The 16676-nt window shown below is 67.3% G+C and carries 14 protein-coding genes; 9 read left to right on the top strand and 5 right to left on the bottom strand.

What is annotated here, in order from left to right:
• The first annotated feature begins 112 nt into the window (after positions 1-112).
• From iscA to iscX, 5 genes are all read left to right on the top strand, one after another.
• Positions 113-436, top strand: coding sequence for an iron-sulfur cluster assembly protein IscA (iscA, locus tag VSR34_RS01740; protein WP_028210067.1), 324 nt, complete (start codon positions 113-115; stop codon positions 434-436).
• 102 nt (positions 437-538) lie between these two features.
• Positions 539-1087, top strand: a complete 549-nt coding sequence (gene hscB, locus VSR34_RS01735; protein WP_028210066.1) for a Fe-S protein assembly co-chaperone HscB — start codon at positions 539-541, stop codon at positions 1085-1087.
• A 63-nt stretch (positions 1088-1150) separates the two neighbouring features.
• Entirely contained in the window at positions 1151-3022 is a 1872-nt protein-coding gene (gene hscA / locus VSR34_RS01730) for a Fe-S protein assembly chaperone HscA (RefSeq protein WP_342961716.1), read from the top strand.
• A 167-nt stretch (positions 3023-3189) separates the two neighbouring features.
• Positions 3190-3531 carry an ISC system 2Fe-2S type ferredoxin gene (gene fdx / locus VSR34_RS01725; RefSeq protein ID WP_028210064.1) on the top strand — a complete coding sequence of 114 codons (342 nt, stop codon included), beginning with the start codon at positions 3190-3192 and terminating at the stop codon, positions 3529-3531.
• A gap of 23 nt (positions 3532-3554) precedes the next feature.
• Positions 3555-3752 carry a Fe-S cluster assembly protein IscX gene (iscX, locus tag VSR34_RS01720; RefSeq protein ID WP_342961715.1) on the top strand — a complete coding sequence of 66 codons (198 nt, stop codon included), beginning with the start codon at positions 3555-3557 and terminating at the stop codon, positions 3750-3752.
• 118 nt (positions 3753-3870) lie between these two features.
• Here iscX and VSR34_RS01715 read toward each other — a convergent pair whose 3' ends face one another.
• The 5 genes from VSR34_RS01715 to VSR34_RS01695 form a co-directional block, all read right to left on the bottom strand.
• The gene (locus tag VSR34_RS01715; protein WP_342961714.1) at positions 3871-4605 is read right to left on the bottom strand and encodes a glycine zipper 2TM domain-containing protein; all 735 of its coding nucleotides are present in this window, start codon (positions 4603-4605) and stop codon (positions 3871-3873) included.
• Between the two features lie 300 nt (positions 4606-4905).
• Positions 4906-6441, bottom strand: coding sequence for a lysine--tRNA ligase (gene lysS / locus VSR34_RS01710; RefSeq protein WP_342961713.1), 1536 nt, complete (start codon positions 6439-6441; stop codon positions 4906-4908).
• Positions 6442-6622: 181 nt separating this feature from the next.
• Positions 6623-7727 (bottom strand): peptide chain release factor 2 gene (prfB, locus tag VSR34_RS01705; protein WP_167334409.1). Its coding sequence is split into 2 segments (ribosomal slippage): positions 6623-7645 and positions 7647-7727, totalling 1104 coding nucleotides; the frame shifts between segments, so codons are not numbered across the junction.
• Positions 7728-7834: 107 nt separating this feature from the next.
• A complete protein-coding gene (recJ, locus tag VSR34_RS01700; protein WP_342961712.1) occupies positions 7835-9541 on the bottom strand; it encodes a single-stranded-DNA-specific exonuclease RecJ in 1707 nt (568 codons plus the stop codon).
• A 33-nt stretch (positions 9542-9574) separates the two neighbouring features.
• Entirely contained in the window at positions 9575-10696 is a 1122-nt protein-coding gene (locus VSR34_RS01695; protein WP_342961711.1) for a regulator, read from the bottom strand.
• 397 nt (positions 10697-11093) lie between these two features.
• On the opposite strand from VSR34_RS01695, the gene VSR34_RS01690 reads away from it, so the two are divergent.
• From VSR34_RS01690 to VSR34_RS01675, 4 genes are all read left to right on the top strand, one after another.
• Positions 11094-12347 (top strand): lipoprotein-releasing ABC transporter permease subunit, encoded by a 1254-nt coding sequence (locus VSR34_RS01690; RefSeq protein ID WP_028210057.1) that lies wholly within the window; start codon positions 11094-11096, stop codon positions 12345-12347.
• Positions 12340-13071: a lipoprotein-releasing ABC transporter ATP-binding protein LolD gene (lolD, locus tag VSR34_RS01685; RefSeq protein ID WP_028210056.1), complete on the top strand. Its 732-nt coding sequence runs from the start codon at positions 12340-12342 to the stop codon at positions 13069-13071. Before VSR34_RS01690 ends, lolD begins: the two co-directional genes overlap by 8 nt.
• A gap of 21 nt (positions 13072-13092) precedes the next feature.
• Complete coding sequence (locus VSR34_RS01680; protein WP_342961710.1) at positions 13093-13881, top strand: TatD family hydrolase; 789 nt, start codon at positions 13093-13095, stop codon at positions 13879-13881.
• A gap of 155 nt (positions 13882-14036) precedes the next feature.
• The gene (locus VSR34_RS01675; protein ID WP_342961709.1) at positions 14037-16619 is read left to right on the top strand and encodes a ComEC/Rec2 family competence protein; all 2583 of its coding nucleotides are present in this window, start codon (positions 14037-14039) and stop codon (positions 16617-16619) included.
• The last annotated feature ends 57 nt before the right edge of the window (positions 16620-16676 follow it).

The following is a 16676-nucleotide window of genomic DNA, read 5'->3' as shown; positions in this document are numbered from 1 at the left end:
CCGACGAGGCGTGGCGTCGCAGGACTAACGATTTTGGATGCAGCAGGGTTGCGTCGCGACGCAAGGTAAGGCGAAAGCCCGACCGGGCGGCGCGGGGCGCGGCGAAGATGCTATGGCAATTACGTTGACAGAAAAAGCGGCACAGCACGTGCAGAAGTACCTGACCCGTCGCGGCAAGGGCGTGGGCCTGCGCCTCGGCGTGCGCACGACGGGCTGCTCGGGCCTTGCGTACAAGCTCGAGTACGTCGACGAGCTCGCGCCCGAGGACAATGTTTTCGAGAGCCACGGCGTGAAGGTGATCGTCGATCCGAAGAGCCTCGCCTATATCGACGGCACGCAGCTAGACTTCGTGCGCGAAGGCCTGAACGAAGGCTTCCGGTTCAACAACCCGAATGTGAAGGACGAGTGCGGCTGCGGCGAGTCCTTCCGCGTTTGAGCCCGCGCAGAGCGGTGAAAAGGCGGCCTGTGCCGCCTTTTTGATTTTGATGGCCCTGACAGGCCTGATAGGCCTGATAGCCCCACCCGAACATTCCAGCCGATGACCACGCCTTCCACGCCTTCGCGCTCGCTCTCCGATAGCCACTTCGTGCTGTTCGGTTTGCCAGAGCGGTTCGAGATCGACGCGAACGCGCTCGATCACGCGTACCGCACGGTGCAGGCGCAAGTGCATCCCGACCGCTTCGCCGCCGCCGGCGAGGCGCAAAAGCGCATCGCCATGCAATGGGCGACGCGTACGAACGAGGCGTACCAGACCCTGCGCGATCCGCTCAAGCGCGCGAAGTATCTGCTGCATCTGCGCGGGATCGACGTCGGCGCGGAGAACAACACGGCGATGGAGCCCGCGTTCCTCATGCAGCAGATGGAGTGGCGCGAGGCGATCGAAGACGCGGTCGGCGCGAAGAATATCGACGCGCTCGACGCGCTCGCGAGCGAGCTGCGCGACGACGAACGCGTGCGCTTCACGAAGCTCGCGGCGCTGCTCGACAGCGGTTCGAACCAGCCTGCGGCCGAGGCGGTGCGCCAGCTCATGTTCATCGAACGCGTGGCGGGCGAGATCGACTCGCAGATCGAGCGGCTCGAAGGCTGAACCCCGGCTGAAACGGATATCGGGCGCTCGCGCCCAACCCAGGTTAACAAGCAGATCACACAGATGGCCTTACTGCAAATCTCCGAACCCGGCATGGCGCCGGCGCCGCATCAGCGGCGACTCGCCGTCGGCATCGACCTCGGCACGACGAACTCGCTGGTCGCCGCGGTGCGCAGCGGCGTGCCCGACGTGCTGCCCGACGAAGACGGGCACGTGCTGCTGCCCTCGGTCGTGCGCTATCTCGCGAACGGCGGCCGCCGCATCGGCCGCACGGCGAAGGCTGAGGCCGCCACCGATCCGCGCAACACCATCGTGTCGGTCAAGCGCTTCATGGGCCGTGGCAAAGCCGACGTCGAAGGCGCGGCGAACGCGCCTTACGACTTCGTCGACGCGCCGGGCATGGTGCAGATCCAGACCGCCGATGGCGTGAAGAGCCCCGTCGAAGTCTCGGCGGAAATTCTCGCGACGCTGCGCCAGCGCGCCGAAGACACGCTCGGCGACGAACTCGTCGGCGCGGTGATCACCGTGCCCGCGTACTTCGACGAAGCCCAGCGCCAGGCGACCAAGGACGCCGCGCGTCTCGCGGGCCTGAACGTGCTGCGCCTGCTCAACGAGCCGACCGCAGCCGCGATCGCGTACGGGCTCGACAACGGCGCCGAAGGTCTCTATGCCGTCTACGATCTCGGCGGCGGCACGTTCGACCTGTCGATTCTCAAGCTCACGAAGGGCGTGTTCGAAGTGCTCGCGGCCGGCGGCGACTCGGCGCTCGGCGGCGACGATTTCGATCATGCGCTCTTTGCGTACGCGCTGGAGCAGTCGGGCATCGAACGCGCGACGCTCGCGCCCGAAGACGTGCGCCTCCTGCTCGACCGCGTGCGTGACGCGAAGGAAGCACTCTCGTTCGCGCCCGAGGCGCGCATCGACGCGACGCTCTCGAACGGCAAACAGATCGCCCTGACGATCGACGAGCCGCGCTTCGAAGCGCTGACGCAGGCGCTCGTGCAGCGCACGCTCACGCCCACGAAGAAGGCGCTGCGGGACGCAAAAGTCGCCGCAAAGGATGTGAAGGGCGTGGTGCTGGTGGGTGGCGCGACGCGCATGCCGGTGATTCGCCGCGCCGTGGAGCAGTTCTTCGGACAGGCGCCGCTCACGAACCTGGACCCGGACCAGGTCGTCGCGCTCGGCGCCGCGATCCAGGCCGACCTGCTCGCGGGCAACCGCGGCGGCGACGACGACTGGCTGCTGCTCGACGTCATCCCGCTGTCGCTCGGCGTCGAGACGATGGGTGGGCTCGTCGAGAAGATCATTCCACGCAATTCGACCATCCCGGTCGCGCGCGCGCAGGACTTCACGACGTTCAAGGACGGCCAGACGGCCATGGCGATCCACGTGGTGCAGGGCGAGCGCGAGCTCGTGGCCGACTGCCGCTCGCTGGCGCGCTTCGAGCTGCGCGGCATTCCGCCGATGGCGGCGGGCGCGGCGCGCATTCGCGTGACCTACCAGGTGGACGCCGATGGTCTGTTGTCGGTGTTCGCGCGCGAGCAACATTCGGGGGTGGAAGCCTCGGTGGTGGTGAAGCCGTCCTACGGTCTCGCCGACGACGACGTGGCCCGCATGCTCGAAGACAGCTTCAAGACCGCCGAAGTCGACATGCGCGCCCGCGCGCTGCGCGAGGCGCAGGTCGAGGCGCAGCGCATCATCGAAGCGACGAACGCCGCGCTCGCCGCGGACGGCGAGCTGCTCGACGAGGCCGAACGCGCGCAGGTCGACACGCTGATCGCCGCGCTCGCGCAGGTCGCGCAGGGCGAGGACGCCGGCACGATCGAAGCGGCAACGAAGGCGCTATCCGAAGGCACCGACGAGTTCGCCGCGCGCCGCATGGACAAGGGCATCAAGCGCGCGCTGGCGGGCAAGAAGCTCGACGAGATCGGCTAAAGACGAGCCGGAGTGGCGATTGGAACAAACGCGGCGTTGGCGAACGCCGCTCGCGTGCGTGCTTTCCCGATGCAGGGGAGCGCGCCGCGCCAGTAGAATGGGCACATGCCGCCGTCGCAGGCGGGGCATGCGCCCGAGATGAAAAGTTATTGGATACGGAAATCACAATGCCTCAAATCGTGGTGCTGCCCCATGTCGAACTGTGCCCTGAGGGCGCCGTCATCGACGCCAAGCCGGGTGAGAGCGTGTGCGACGCGCTGCTCGAACACGGCATCGAAATCGAGCACGCATGCGAGAAGTCGTGCGCCTGCACGACGTGTCACATCATCGTGCGCGAAGGCTTCGAGGCGCTCGAGCCGTCGGAGGAGGACGAAGACGATCTGCTCGACAAGGCATGGGGACTCGAGCCGACGTCGCGGCTGTCGTGCCAGGCCCTCGTGCCTGAGAACGACGACCTGGTGGTCGAGATTCCGCGTTACTCGATCAACCACGCGAAGGAAAACCACTGAGCCAAAGAGAGGAGCGGGCAGCCATGAAATGGACCGATACACAGGACATCGCGATGGCGTTGACGGACACCCATCCGGAGGTCGATCCGCAGTACGTGCGCTTCACCGATCTGCACCGCTGGATCACGGAACTCGACGGTTTCGCGGATGACCCCGAGCGCTCTAACGAGAAGATCCTGGAAGCCATCCAGGCCGCATGGATCGAAGAAGCGGGCTATTGATTCGCGGCGTTTCCAGGGATGTAAACGAGAAAAGGCGATTCGCCATAGTGGCGAATCGCCTTTTTTGTTCCGCTACGCGCGCATTGGCCAGATCCACCCGCGCGAAGGGTCGGCGCGATCAGCCTGCGACCAGCGTGCCGTTCTCCACGCGCACGCGCTCACCCTCCCGGAACGGCGGCGGCTGGTGATATGTGAAGTAGCGCATCTTGCCGTTCTCCATGCGCACGCGCACCGAATAGCTCGTCGTGCTGCGCAGATGCTTTTCGACCGAGTTGCCGGCGAAGCCGCCACCTAGTGCGCCGAGCAGCGTCATCGCAGTGCGGCCGTTGCCCGAGCCGAACTGGTTGCCGACCACGCCGCCGGCCACCGCGCCGCCCACTGCCCCGATACCGGTGCCGTGGCCTTCCTGCTTGACTTCGGAGATCGCCACGACGGTGCCGCACGTCGAGCAGGCAGCCCGCGGCGGCGGCGCCTCCTGCGCGTACTGCTGCTGCGAAGGCTGCGGCTGCTGGACAGGCTGTTGTCCATATTGCTGCGCCGGGGCGACCGGCACAGCCGTTTGCGGTCGCGCCTGGGCCGGGGCCGGTTGAGACTCCGCGGGCGCATTCTGTTCGTTCTGTGCGTATTGCGAGGCCTCCACCGCCCTGGTCGAGTCGATCGCCGGCGGCGGCGCCGTCAGGGTGGTCTGCCCCGTCTGAACCTGGGCGCTTTGTTCGGCTGTGCTGGAGGCCTTCGGGAAGACGCCCGTGATGGCCGCGGTGGCCGCGAGGCTCGCGACGATGACGGTGGCCGCGGCGGTCGCGATGAGCGGATGTAGGCGGCGTTTCGGTGTGGCAGGATCGGTTGTGTTCATGACAGGCTCCGTCTTTTGCAGAGTTGGCTCTTGTCAGCCAGTTTGAGACAACGCAGGTCGGGGAGCGTTTCAATTTGTAACCCTCCGCCGCGACGGCGCCGAGGCGCAAGGGGGCTGATCGTCGCGAAGCGAGGCGCGGCGCGGTTTTCGAGACCGGTATAGCCGGCGCCCCTGTTCCCGGCCCACTGGCAGGGGGCACTTTTTACCGATGGTTACAAACCTGCACGCCGGAACGCCCCAGGAAAAAAGGGCGCATGCGGCGTGAACCGCATGCGCCCTTCTTGCGAGGCGATGTGCCGCTTACTCTTCGCGGCGCAGGTGCGGGAAGAGGATCACGTCGCGGATGCTTGCGCTGTCCGTGAGCAGCATGATGAGACGGTCGATACCGATGCCGCAGCCGCCCGTCGGGGGCATGCCGTATTCGAGCGCGCGGATGTAGTCGGCGTCGTAGAACATGGCTTCTTCGTCGCCGGCGTCCTTTTGCTCGACCTGCTTCCTGAAGCGCGCCGCCTGGTCTTCGGGATCGTTGAGCTCCGAGAAGCCGTTGGCGATTTCGCGGCCGGTGATGAAGAGCTCGAAGCGTTCGGTGATGCCCGGCAGCGTGTCCGAGGCGCGCGCAAGCGGCGAGACTTCGACGGGGTAGTCGATGATGTAGGTCGGCTCCCACAATTGCGACTCGGCTGTTTCTTCGAAGAGGGCCAGTTGCAGCGAGCCCACGCCCGCGTTCAGGAACGCCGGCTGGTTCGTGTCCACGCCGAACTTCTTGAGTTCCGTGCGCAGGAAAGCCGCGTCGCCGAGCTGCTCGTTCGTGTACTGCGGCGCGTACTTCTGGATCGCCTGCACGATCGTCAGACGATGGAACGGCTTCGAGAGATCGAGCTCGCGGCCCTGGTACGTGAGCACGGCAGTGCCCGTCGCATCGATGGCGGCCTGGCGGATCAGTTGCTCGGTGAAGTCCATGAGCCATGCGTAGTCGGTGTACGCGGCGTAGAACTCCATCATCGTGAATTCCGGGTTGTGGCGCGGCGACACGCCTTCGTTGCGGAAATTCCGGTTGATTTCGAACACGCGCTCGAAGCCGCCCACGATCAGGCGCTTGAGATAGAGCTCAGGCGCGATGCGCATGAACATCTGCATGTCGAGCGCGTTGTGGTGAGTGACGAACGGCTTCGCGGCTGCGCCGCCCGGGATCGGGTGCAGCATCGGCGTTTCGACTTCCATGAAGCCGGCATCGGCCATGAAGCGGCGCACCGACGAAACCGCCCTGGTCCGTGCCTGGAAAGTCTGACGCGCTTCGGGCGTGACGATCAGGTCGACGTAGCGCTGGCGGTAGCGCATTTCCTGGTCGGCGAGGCCGTGGAACTTGTCGGGCAGCGGACGCAGCGCTTTCGAGAGCAGGCGCAGTTCCGTGCAGCGCACCGAGAGCTCGCCCTTGTTGGTGCGGAACAGCACGCCCTTTGCCGCGACGATGTCGCCCAGGTCCCACTTCTTGAACGCTTCGTAGGTCGCTTCGCCCACGTCGGCGGGCGTGATGAAGAACTGGATCTGGCCCGAGCCGTCGCGCACCGTTGCGAAGCTCGCCTTGCCCATCACGCGCTTGAGCATCATGCGGCCGGCGATGGCGACTTCGAGCGGCTTCGCTTCGAGCGCCTCCTTGTCGGTGTCGGCGTAGTCGCGCTGCAGGTCGGCGGCGTGGTGAGTGGGGCGGAAGTCGTTCGGATAGGCGACGCCCGCCTCGCGCAGTGCGCGCAGTTTTTCGCGGCGCTCGGCGATGATCTGGTTGTCGTCGAGTTCGGGCGCGGCGCTGGGCGCGTTCTGCTGGGTCGGTTCGGTCATGATGGCTCGGAGTTCTTTGAGTCGCGGGTGTTTCGGCGAGTGTTCGGGGCTGCGGCCCCGGCGTGGTCCTTCGTGGGACGCGCACGCAAAAGCGGACTTCGGTTCCTGCTGCGCGCGCCGCCCTGGAGCGAAAGCGGGCGGCGCAGCGGGAGAGGGCGGTGCTGCCGCCCGAGTGATTGCGTTACACGCCCTGTTTCAGGCTGGCGCTGATGAAGTCGTCGAGATCGCCGTCGAGCACGGCCTTGGTGTTGCTGATTTCGACGTTGGTGCGCAGATCCTTGATGCGGCTGTTGTCCAGCACATAGGAGCGGATCTGGTGGCCCCAGCCCACGTCCGACTTGCCGGCTTCCAGTTTGTCCTGCTCCGACTGGCGCTTGCGCATTTCGGCTTCATACAGGCGCGACTTCAGCATCGCCATGGCTTCGGCGCGGTTGCGGTGCTGCGAGCGGTCGTTCTGGCATTGCACGACGATGCCCGACGGCATGTGCGTGATACGCACGGCGGAGTCGGTCTTGTTGATGTGCTGACCGCCCGCGCCCGAAGCGCGGAAGGTGTCGATGCGCAGATCGGCCGGATTGACGTCGATCTCGAACGAATCGTCGATTTCCGGATACACGAACACCGACGAGAACGACGTATGCCGCCCACCCGACGAGTCGAACGGCGACTTGCGCACGAGGCGGTGAATGCCGGTTTCGGTGCGCAGGAAACCGTAGGCGTATTCGCCTTCGACCTTGATCGTCGCGCTCTTGATGCCGGCGACGTCGCCTTCGGATTCTTCGAGCACCTCGGTCTTGAAGCCCTTGCGCTCGCAGTAGCGCAGATACTGGCGCAGCAGCATCGACGCCCAGTCGCAGGCTTCGGTGCCGCCGGCGCCGGCCTGGATGTCGATGAACGCGTTGTTCGGGTCGGCCGGATTCGCGAACATGCGGCGGAACTCGACATCGGCCACGCGCTTTTCGATCTCGTGCGCGTCGGATTCGATGGCGGCGAGCGTGTCGTCGTCGCCTTCCTCGCGCGCCATCTCGAAGAGATCCTGCGTGTCGCGCGTGTCGTTCTCGATGCTGTCGAGCACCTGCACGACGCCTTCGAGCAGTTTCTTTTCCTTGCCGAGACCCTGCGCGTGCTTGGAGTCGTTCCAGACGTTGGGGTCTTCGAGTTCGCTATTGACTTCGACGAGCCGTCGGGCTTTTACGTCGTAGTCAAAGATACCCCCGTAGCTCGCCCGCGCGCGTGCGCAGGTCCGCCAAGAGGGCTTCGATCGCGTTGAGACGTTCCGCTTCCATTTGTGTCGTGATCCGGCGTGTAAAACATTGAATTATAGCCGATTGGGCCTGGATTGGACCTGGATCAAGGGCGGCGCGGACGCGTCGGGCGGACCGCGCGGCAAGCGTCAGAGCGCCGCGTGCTCCACCACCAGTTGCACACGCGACACGCCGTTCCAGGTGTCGCGCACGAGCCGGTAGGCCACGGTCGTGCGCTGCGGCAGCGACTCGGTGTGATTGAACCAGATCGCGTTGAAGCGCTGGCGGCCGCGCAGCAGTTGCAGCTTGAGATGCTTGTCTTTCACGAGCGCCTGTGAGGCGACTTCGAATTCGCCCGAGAACACGGGCGCCGGAAAGCCCTGGCCCCACACTGCGGCGTCGAGCATTTCCACGAAATCGGGCGTGAAATACGCGTCTTCGAGATCGCCGTCGGTCTCCAGGGTGCGCGCGAGCGCCTCTTGCGTGAGCCACTCGCGGCCCACGCGCTCGAACGCCTCGGCGAAGCGTGGCACGTCGGCGGCGGCGATCGTCAGGCCCGCGGCCATCGCGTGGCCGCCGAACTTGTGGATGAGGCCGGGCTCGCGCTTCGAAATCAGATCGACGGCGTCGCGCAGATGAAAGCCGGGAATCGAGCGGCCCGAACCCTTCACGAGTTCTCCGCCGTCGTCGGCGGGCGCGAAAGTGAACGAGGGGCGATGAAAGCGCTCCTTGAGCCGCCCCGCGACGATGCCGATCACGCCCTGGTGCCAGGCTTCGTTGAAGAGCGTCAATGTGGCCTTGCCCTGCGGGTCGACGTCGGCGAGATCGGCGAGCGCCTGTTGCTGCATCCCCGCCTCGATTTCGCGGCGCTCGCGGTTCATCGCGTCGAGCTGTTGGGCCAGTTCCCACGCGCGGCCCACATCGTCGGTCGTCAGGCACTCGATGCCGAGCGACATGTCCGAGAGACGTCCCGCCGCGTTCAGGCGCGGGCCGAGCGCGAAGCCGAAGTCGAAGCCGGACGCGCTTTTCGCGTCGCGGCCCGCGGCGCGAAAGAGTGCCGCGATGCCCGGCTGCATGCGGCCGTTGCGCACGCGCTGCAAGCCCTGCGCGACGAGCACGCGGTTGTTGCAGTCGAGCTTCACGACGTCTGCGACGGTGCCGAGCGCGACGAGATCGAGCAGGCCATCGAGACGCGGCTCCGGCTTCGCGTCGCTGAACGCGCCGCGGCGGCGCAGTTCGGCGCGCAGCGCGAGCAGCGTATAGAACATCACGCCCACGCCGGCAATGCACTTGCTCGGAAACTCGCAGCCTGGCTGGTTCGGATTGACGATGGCGCGCGCGGCGGGCAGCGTGTCGCCGGGCAGGTGGTGGTCGGTCACGAGCACGTCGATGCCGAGCGCGTTCGCGGCCTCCACGCCTTCGACGCTGGCGATGCCGTTATCGACGGTGATGAGCAGATCGGGCTTGCCGCCTTTGCGCTGCGCCGCGAGCGCGACGATCTCGGGCGTGAGGCCATAGCCATACTCGAAGCGGTTCGGCACGAGATAGTCGATCTGCGCGCCGAGCATGCGCAGGCCGCGCACGGCCACGGCACAGGCGGTGGCGCCATCGCAATCGTAGTCGGCCACGACGAGCATGCGGCGATTCGCGGCGAGGGCGTCGGCGAGCAGCACGGCGGCGTCGTCCAGACCCTTCATGCCCGCGGGCGGAATGAGGCGCGCGAGGCCGGTTTCGATCTCGTCGGGCTGGCAGATGCCGCGTGACGCATAGAGACGCGCGAGCACCGGGTGCAGACCGTGGCGCACGAGCGCTTCGGCGTCGGCGGGCGAACAGGCGCGTGTGACGATTCGGGTCATGCGGGGCGGCGGAAGAAAGAGGTCATTCGGGGATCATTCGACGAAGAGCGACGCGAACGGACGGCGTCGCCAGAATTTGCGCAGATCGCCGCGCGTAACGGAGAGCGTGACCGAGCCGGTGTCGCCGCACAGCGTGAGGTCGAGCGCCGCGAGTGCGCCCGTTTGCAGCGCCGCGAGGGCGGGTGCGAACCAGTCGCGCTCGAGTTGCGCGAAGGCGGCGTTCCAGCGGCCCCAGTCCTGCTGGATGAAGGCTTGCGAGAACGGGTCCAGCTCGACGAGCGTCGCGCCCGGGCCCGCGGCATCAAGCGTGTTCATGAGCGCGCCGAAGGTGGCCGGCGTGGCGTCCACCTGCGCCTTCGCGGCGAGCGCGAGGCCGCGCGTGGCGGCGGCATCGGAGCGCACGCGCGCGAACGGGCTCGTGACGGCGCGCAATGCGCCCTGTGCGTGGAACCAGATCGAGTTGACGGCGGGCAAGCCGCGGGCCTCGCGCGCCTCGTTGACGGGGTGCTCGAACCAGGCCATCTGCACTTCGTTCTGCACCTTCATCCAGGCTCGCGAACGCTGGCCCGAGTGGGCCTCGTGCGGCAGCCAGATCTCGATGTTCCGACCGCTCGCGCGCAACGGCGACGCGCCGGCCAGCGCGCCGAATGCCTCCGACGAGAGATACCAGCGCTGCGGCGTGGGGGCCTCGACGCGCACGCCCAGCTCCTCGATCAGCGGGCGCGCTACGGTGTAGAGCGTGGCGGCATCGGCGTCGGCGAGTTCGAGCGACGCGGGGTCGATCAGCACCAGATGATCGTGCGCGATACGCACATGCACGGGCTGCACGCACGCCCACGAGGCGTCGCCGGGCGTGCCGCCGTCGGCGAGCAGCATGTAGGGTGCGAGCGGTGCTTCGTCGTCGGCGGACGGCGCGCGTTGTGCGCCGGTGGCGCTCGGGCCGAGCGCGCCGAACTGCCGCGCGACCCAGCGCTCGTGCGGCAGCGTGCGTTGAAAGTCCTCGCCGATCACCTGCTCGCCGAGCGTCGCGCGCGCAACCAGTTTCGCGAGCGCCGGATACTCGAGGCCCGCGAGCGCGGTGGAGGCGGAGGCCGCCGACGGCAAGGCGAAGGGAACGAGGAGATGGAGTCGGTCGGCGGGCATGATGGTGCGCATTGTACTTCGGCGCTCCGCGCGCCGGGCGCGCCTTACGGTGGGTTCACGCCCCGGCTGCGGCACTTGTGGCCGAAAAGCGGCTCGAAGGAGAGGGCGCGTGAATCGGGCGCGGCATGGGACAAAGCGCGGACAAAACGTCGTTGAAGCCCTGAGCGGGCGATGGAAGTCACCGCAAAAGTCCGTGCCAAAGTCCGTGAAGCGCCGCCAGTATGGCAAACTTCGCGCTTGATCGCCGCCCGGCCGGGCACGAAATTCTTCCGGCTACGCTGCACTGGCCCCGCGGCCATCACGCCTCCAGAGGGCGCACCGCCAGAGGGCGCACCGCCAGAGGGCGCGCCGCCAGAGGGCGCGCCGCCAGAGGCCGCAGCAGCGCAACGAAGACGCAAAAAGGATTCGCTTGAAACTTCCCTACGAATGGCAGATAGGCTGGCGCTACACCCGCGCCGGCAAACGCACGACCGGCAACGGTTTTATCTCGTTCATCGCGCTCGTTTCGATGTCGGGCATCGCGCTCGGCGTCGCGGCGCTGATCGTCGTGCTCTCGGTGATGAACGGCTTCCAGCGCGACGTGCGCGACCGCATGCTCTCCGTGCTTGCGCACATCGAAATCTTTTCGCCTACGGGCACGATGCCCGACTGGCAGCTCACCGCGAAGGAAGCGAAGTCCAATCCCGAAGTGATCGGCGCGGCGCCCTATGTGGACGCCCAGGCGCTGCTCACGCGCGGCGACAGCGTGAACGGCGTGGCGCTGCGCGGCATCGAGCCCTCCGAAGAGCCGCAGGTCTCGGACATCGGCCGGGAGATGAAGGCGGGCAGTCTTAACGACCTCACGCCCGGCAGCTTCGGCATCGTGCTCGGCGCGGACCTCGCCGTGAACCTCGGCGTGACGGTGGGCGACAAGGTCACGCTCGTCGCGCCCGAGGGCTCGATTACGCCGGCCGGCATGCTGCCGCGTCTGAAGCAGTTCACCGTGGTGGGCGTGTTCGAGTCGGGCCACTACGAGTACGACAGCTCGCTCGCACTGACCAACATCCGCGACGCCGAGGTGCTCTATCGACTTGGCGCGCCAAGCGGCGTGCGCCTGCGCCTGAAGGACATGCAGCGCGCGCCGGCGGTGGCGCGCCAGCTCGTGCACACGCTCTCCGGGGACCTCTATATCCGCGACTGGACGCAGCAGAACAAGACGTGGTTCTCGGCCGTGCAGATCGAAAAGCGCATGATGTTCATCATCCTCACGTTGATCATCGCGGTCGCCGCGTTCAATCTCGTTTCGTCTCTCGTCATGACCGTCACCAACAAGCAGGCCGATATCGCCATCCTGCGCACGCTCGGCGCACAGCCGGGCTCGATCATGAAGATTTTCGTCGTGCAGGGCGTGACGATCGGCTTCGTGGGCACCGGCCTCGGCATCGCACTGGGCTGTCTGATCGCCTGGAGCATTCCGTGGAGCGTGCCGGCAATCGAGCATCTGCTCGGCATCCAGTTCCTGCCGCCATCCGTGTATTTCATCAGCGAGCTGCCTTCCGAACTCGTGGCTTCCGACGTGATCCGCATCGGCGTGATCGCGTTCGTGCTGTCCGCGCTCGCCACGCTCTATCCGAGCTGGCGCGCGGCCAAGGTTCGTCCCGCGGAGGCGCTGCGCTATGAATGACCGTCAATCGTTCGTCGCCGCGGCCGGCGACTATCCGTACGTGCTCGAGGCACAGGGCGTTTCGAAGGTGTTCGGCCAGGGCGCGCTCGCCGTGCAGGTGCTGCACGACACGGAACTCAAGGTGAAGCGCGGCGAGAAGCTCGCGGTCGTGGGCGCTTCGGGCTCGGGCAAGAGCACGCTGCTGCACGTGCTCGGCGGCCTCGACGAGCCGGGCGCTGGCAAGGTCTCGGTGCTCGGCAAGCCGTTCACGGAGCTTTCCGAGCGCGAGCGCAACGAGTTGCGCAATCGCGCGCTCGGCTTCGTGTATCAGTTCCATCATTTGCTGCCCGAGTTCTCGGCGCTCGACAACGTGGCGATGCCGCTGCGCATTCGCCGCATGACGCAGGAAGCCGCGCGCGCCGAGGCAATGACGATACTGGAGCGCGTGGGCCTCGCGCATCGCGCGCGCAACCGGCCGGGTGAGCTTTCGGGCGGCGAGCGCCAGCGCGTGGCGATCGCGCGCGCACTCGTGACGAAGCCCGCCTGCGTGCTGGCCGACGAGCCCACGGGCAACCTCGACGGCGCGACCGCGGACACGGTCTTCAATCTCATGCTCGAGCTTTCCGACCAGTTCGACACGAGCTTCGTGATCGTCACGCACGATCCCGATCTGGCTGCGCGTTGCGACCGCATCGTGCGCCTGCGCGACGGCAGGTTGCACGAAGAGCCGGTCGTGCCGGTCTGAGTCGCGCGGCGAACGAACGCCATGTGGATCGACACCCACTGCCATCTCGACGCGGCCGAGTTCGACGCGGACCGCGACGCGGTCGCGTCGGCCGCGCACGCGGCGGGCGTGTCGCGCATCGTCATACCGGCGGTGGGGCGCGAGAATTTCGCGGTGGTTCGAGCGCTCGCGCACCGCACCGCGGGCGCGGTCTACGCGCTCGGCATCCATCCGCTCTATACGCCGCAGGCGCACGACGAAGACCTCGAAGTGCTGCGGCGCGAAGTCGAGGCGAGTCTCGCCGATCCACGCTTCGTCGGCATCGGCGAGATCGGGCTGGATTACTTCGTTGCGGGCCTCGACCCTGCGCGCCAGCAGCACTTCTACGATGCCCAGCTGCGCCTTGCGCGCGAGTTCGGCTTGCCGGCGATCTGCCATGTGCGCAAGTCGCAGGATCAGGTCCTGAAAGGCCTGCGGCGCAATGGCGTGACGAGCGGCATTGCGCACGCGTTCAACGGGAGCTTTCAGCAGGCGCGCGCGTTCATCGACCAAGGTATGCATCTGGGCTTCGGCGGCAACGTCACGTTCGAGCGCGCGTTGCAGATCCGGCGTCTTGCGGAGCAGTTGCCGCTCGAGTCGATCGTCATGGAAACCGATGCTCCCGACATCTCGCCGGCATGGCTCTACCGCAAACGCAACACGCCCGACCAGGTGCCTGGCATCGGCGCTGTGCTCGCGGGCTTGCGCGGCCTGAGCGTCGGGGAACTTGCTCTTGGCACGACGGCTAACGCGGCGGCTGCGCTGCCTCGGCTCGCGCTTTCGTCTGCATAATCGTTGCCAGAGGGTGGCGTGGTGGCGTGCGCGGCATGCGTGCCGCGGCGCGATCGACGTGATCCGGGCGCGTCGCGCGGCTGGTGCAAGTTCGTTCGTTTCGTGGCAGTTCGTGTCAGTTCGTACATCAGGCCCCCTCGTTGCGAGGAGGCAGGATGCGAGTCATTTGGTGCGGGTTTGCGCTGGGCGTGATCGTATTGCAGCGGCAGACTGCATTGCCGGGCTGGGGCGTGTGGACTGGGCTCGTGCTGGCAACCACATTCGCTGCCGGATGGGCGACCTGGGCACTCGGGCGAGGCGACGGGCGGCGCTGGCGTGTCGTCAGCGGCTGGGCCGCGGTGTGGCTCGCGGGGGGCTGCGCAGGGGTGGGTTACGCCTCGTGGCGCGCCGAGTTGCGGCTTGCAGAGGCGCTTCCCGCTGCCTGGCAGGCGCGCGATCTGGACGTCAGCGGCTATATCTCGAGCTTGCCTTCCTATGGCGCGAATGGGGCGAGCTTTCTCTTTCGCGTTGAATCCTGGGGCGGCCCCCATGCATCGATGCCCGCCGCATCGCTTCCGCGTTTGATCCAGCTGTCCTGGGTGCCGCGCGAGACGCCGCTGCCGCCGCTCGTGCCCGGCTCACGCTGGCGTCTGCCCGTGCGCCTCAAGCGTCCTCACGGCAACGGCAACTTCGGCTTGCGCGACACGGAAGCCGCCTTGCTCGCGCGGGGTGTGCGCGCCACGGGCTATGTGAGCGATCCGGCGCGCGCCACCCGTCTTCCCGTTGATGAATCGGGCGTGGGCGTGCGTATCGAGCGCGCTCGCGCTGCGCTGCGCTCGCGCATCGACGCTGTGCTTGGCGACGCTCCCCATCGCGGCATCGTCATCGCGCTGGCAACCGGAGCACAAGACTCGGTGAGCGACGCGGACTGGCGCCTCATGCGCAATACGGGCACGAGTCATCTGGTGGCGATTTCCGGGTTGCATCTCGCGTTCGTCGCAGGGCTTGCAGGCTGGCTGGCGGGCGCGCTCTGGCGGCGCGCCCGCTGGCGCGGTGTCGAGGCGCCGCTCCTGATGCCTGCGCAGAAAGCCGCGGTGGCGGGCGCGCTGATCGCGGCCGGGATTTACGCGGCGCTCGCCGGTTTCAACGTACCCGTGCAGCGTGCGCTCTGGATGCTTGCAGTCGTGGCGCTCGCACTATTCGCCGGGCGGGAGGTTGCGCGATCGCATGTGCTCGCGTGGGCGCTGGGTCTCGTGCTGCTGCGCGATCCCTGGGCCGTGACGGCGGCCGGATTCTGGCTCTCGTTTTGCGCGGTCGCGGCGATTCTTTTCGCGGCGACCGGGGTGCCGCGCCTGAGCAAGGACGCGTCGCAGGCGCTGTCCGTCGACGAGCTCGATCCAATGCACGATCGAGCCGAACCAAAGGAGCGCCAGCGCTGGCTCCGTCGTCTCGCCGCCGCCGTGGTGCCGGGCGGCGGTTGGCCCGGTGCCGCGCGAAGGATTGCCGCGCGCGCGGGCGATAGCGCACGTGTGCAATGGGCCGTGACGCTGGCGCTTGCCCCGCTCACGGCGTACTGGTTCGCGCAGATCCCACTGATCGGCCCGTTCGCCAACGCTTTTGCGATTCCCTGCGTGAGCATGCTCGTCACGCCGCTCGTCATCGGGAGTGCGGCGCTGCCGGCACCCCTCGACGCCGTCGCGTTGCGCGCGGCGCATACCTGCCTCGACTGGCTCGCCGAGGTGCTGCGCGCTCTCGAAGGTCTGCCGTGGGCGGTATTGCGATTGCCGCAGCCAGGCTCATGGGCACTCGGCTGCGCGGCTGTGGGCGTCGCCTGGTGCCTCGCGCCGCGCGGCTGGCCGATGCGCTGGCTCGCGCCATTCACCTGGCTGCCGCTTCTCATGCCTGCGCCGACGGGGCCGCTACCGGGCCAGTTCCGGCTCACCGCGCTCGACATCGGGCAGGGCACCTCGGTGCTGGTCGAAACGGCGCGGCATACGTTGCTCTTCGATGCGGGGCCCGGCCCGGAATCGACACAGGCGGGCGAGCGCATCGTCGTGCCGTTTCTGCAGGCGCACGGCATCGCGCGGCTCGATACGCTCATGATCAGCCACGACGATTCCGATCATTCGGGCGGCGCACAGGCCGTGCTCGATTCGATCGACGTGGGCGAGTTCGCGGCGGGCATTCTGCCCGCGCATCCGCTGTGGGTCAGCGCCCGCGCAAAGGGTGCGCAGACCGTGCAATGCGCCGCAGGCCAGCGCTGGCAGTGGGACGGCGTCGATTTCGAGGTGCTGTGGCCCGATGCCGGCCCGCTCACGGGCAAACCCAATGGGCATTGCTGCGTCCTGCGGGTGACCACCGCGGCGAGCGACGCGTTCGAGACGCCGCGCGCACCGGTTTCCGCCCTGATCGCCGCGGACATCGAGGCGGGCGTCGAGCGCACGCTCGTGGCGCGCGATCCCGGGCGGCTGCGCGCGCAGGTGCTGATCGTGCCGCATCACGGTAGCCGCACTTCTTCGACTGAACCGTTCCTCGACTCTGTCTGGCCGCTCGTCGCGATATTTCAGGTAGGCTATTTGAATCGCTTTCATCACCCGTATCCGGGCGTCTACACCCGCTACCTGGCTCGCCGCATCGAGCTTGCGCGTAGCGACGCGGACGGCGCGGCGCGCGTCGATGCGCGCCCGGGCGCACTCGCCGTCGAGCGCTTTCGCGATACGCAGCGGCGGTATTGGATGGACGCGTCGACGCGAGACTGATGCGCCTGGCCGATGGCAATGCGACGTGAGAACTCAGAAGCGCGAACGAAAGACATC

This window comes from Paraburkholderia sp. JHI2823 (assembly GCF_038900695.1).
In the GTDB taxonomy this organism is placed as follows: Bacteria; Pseudomonadota; Gammaproteobacteria; order Burkholderiales; family Burkholderiaceae; genus Paraburkholderia; species Paraburkholderia mimosarum.
Note: the sequence above shows the minus strand (reverse complement) of the source record. Positions and strands in the feature narration are given on the sequence as shown.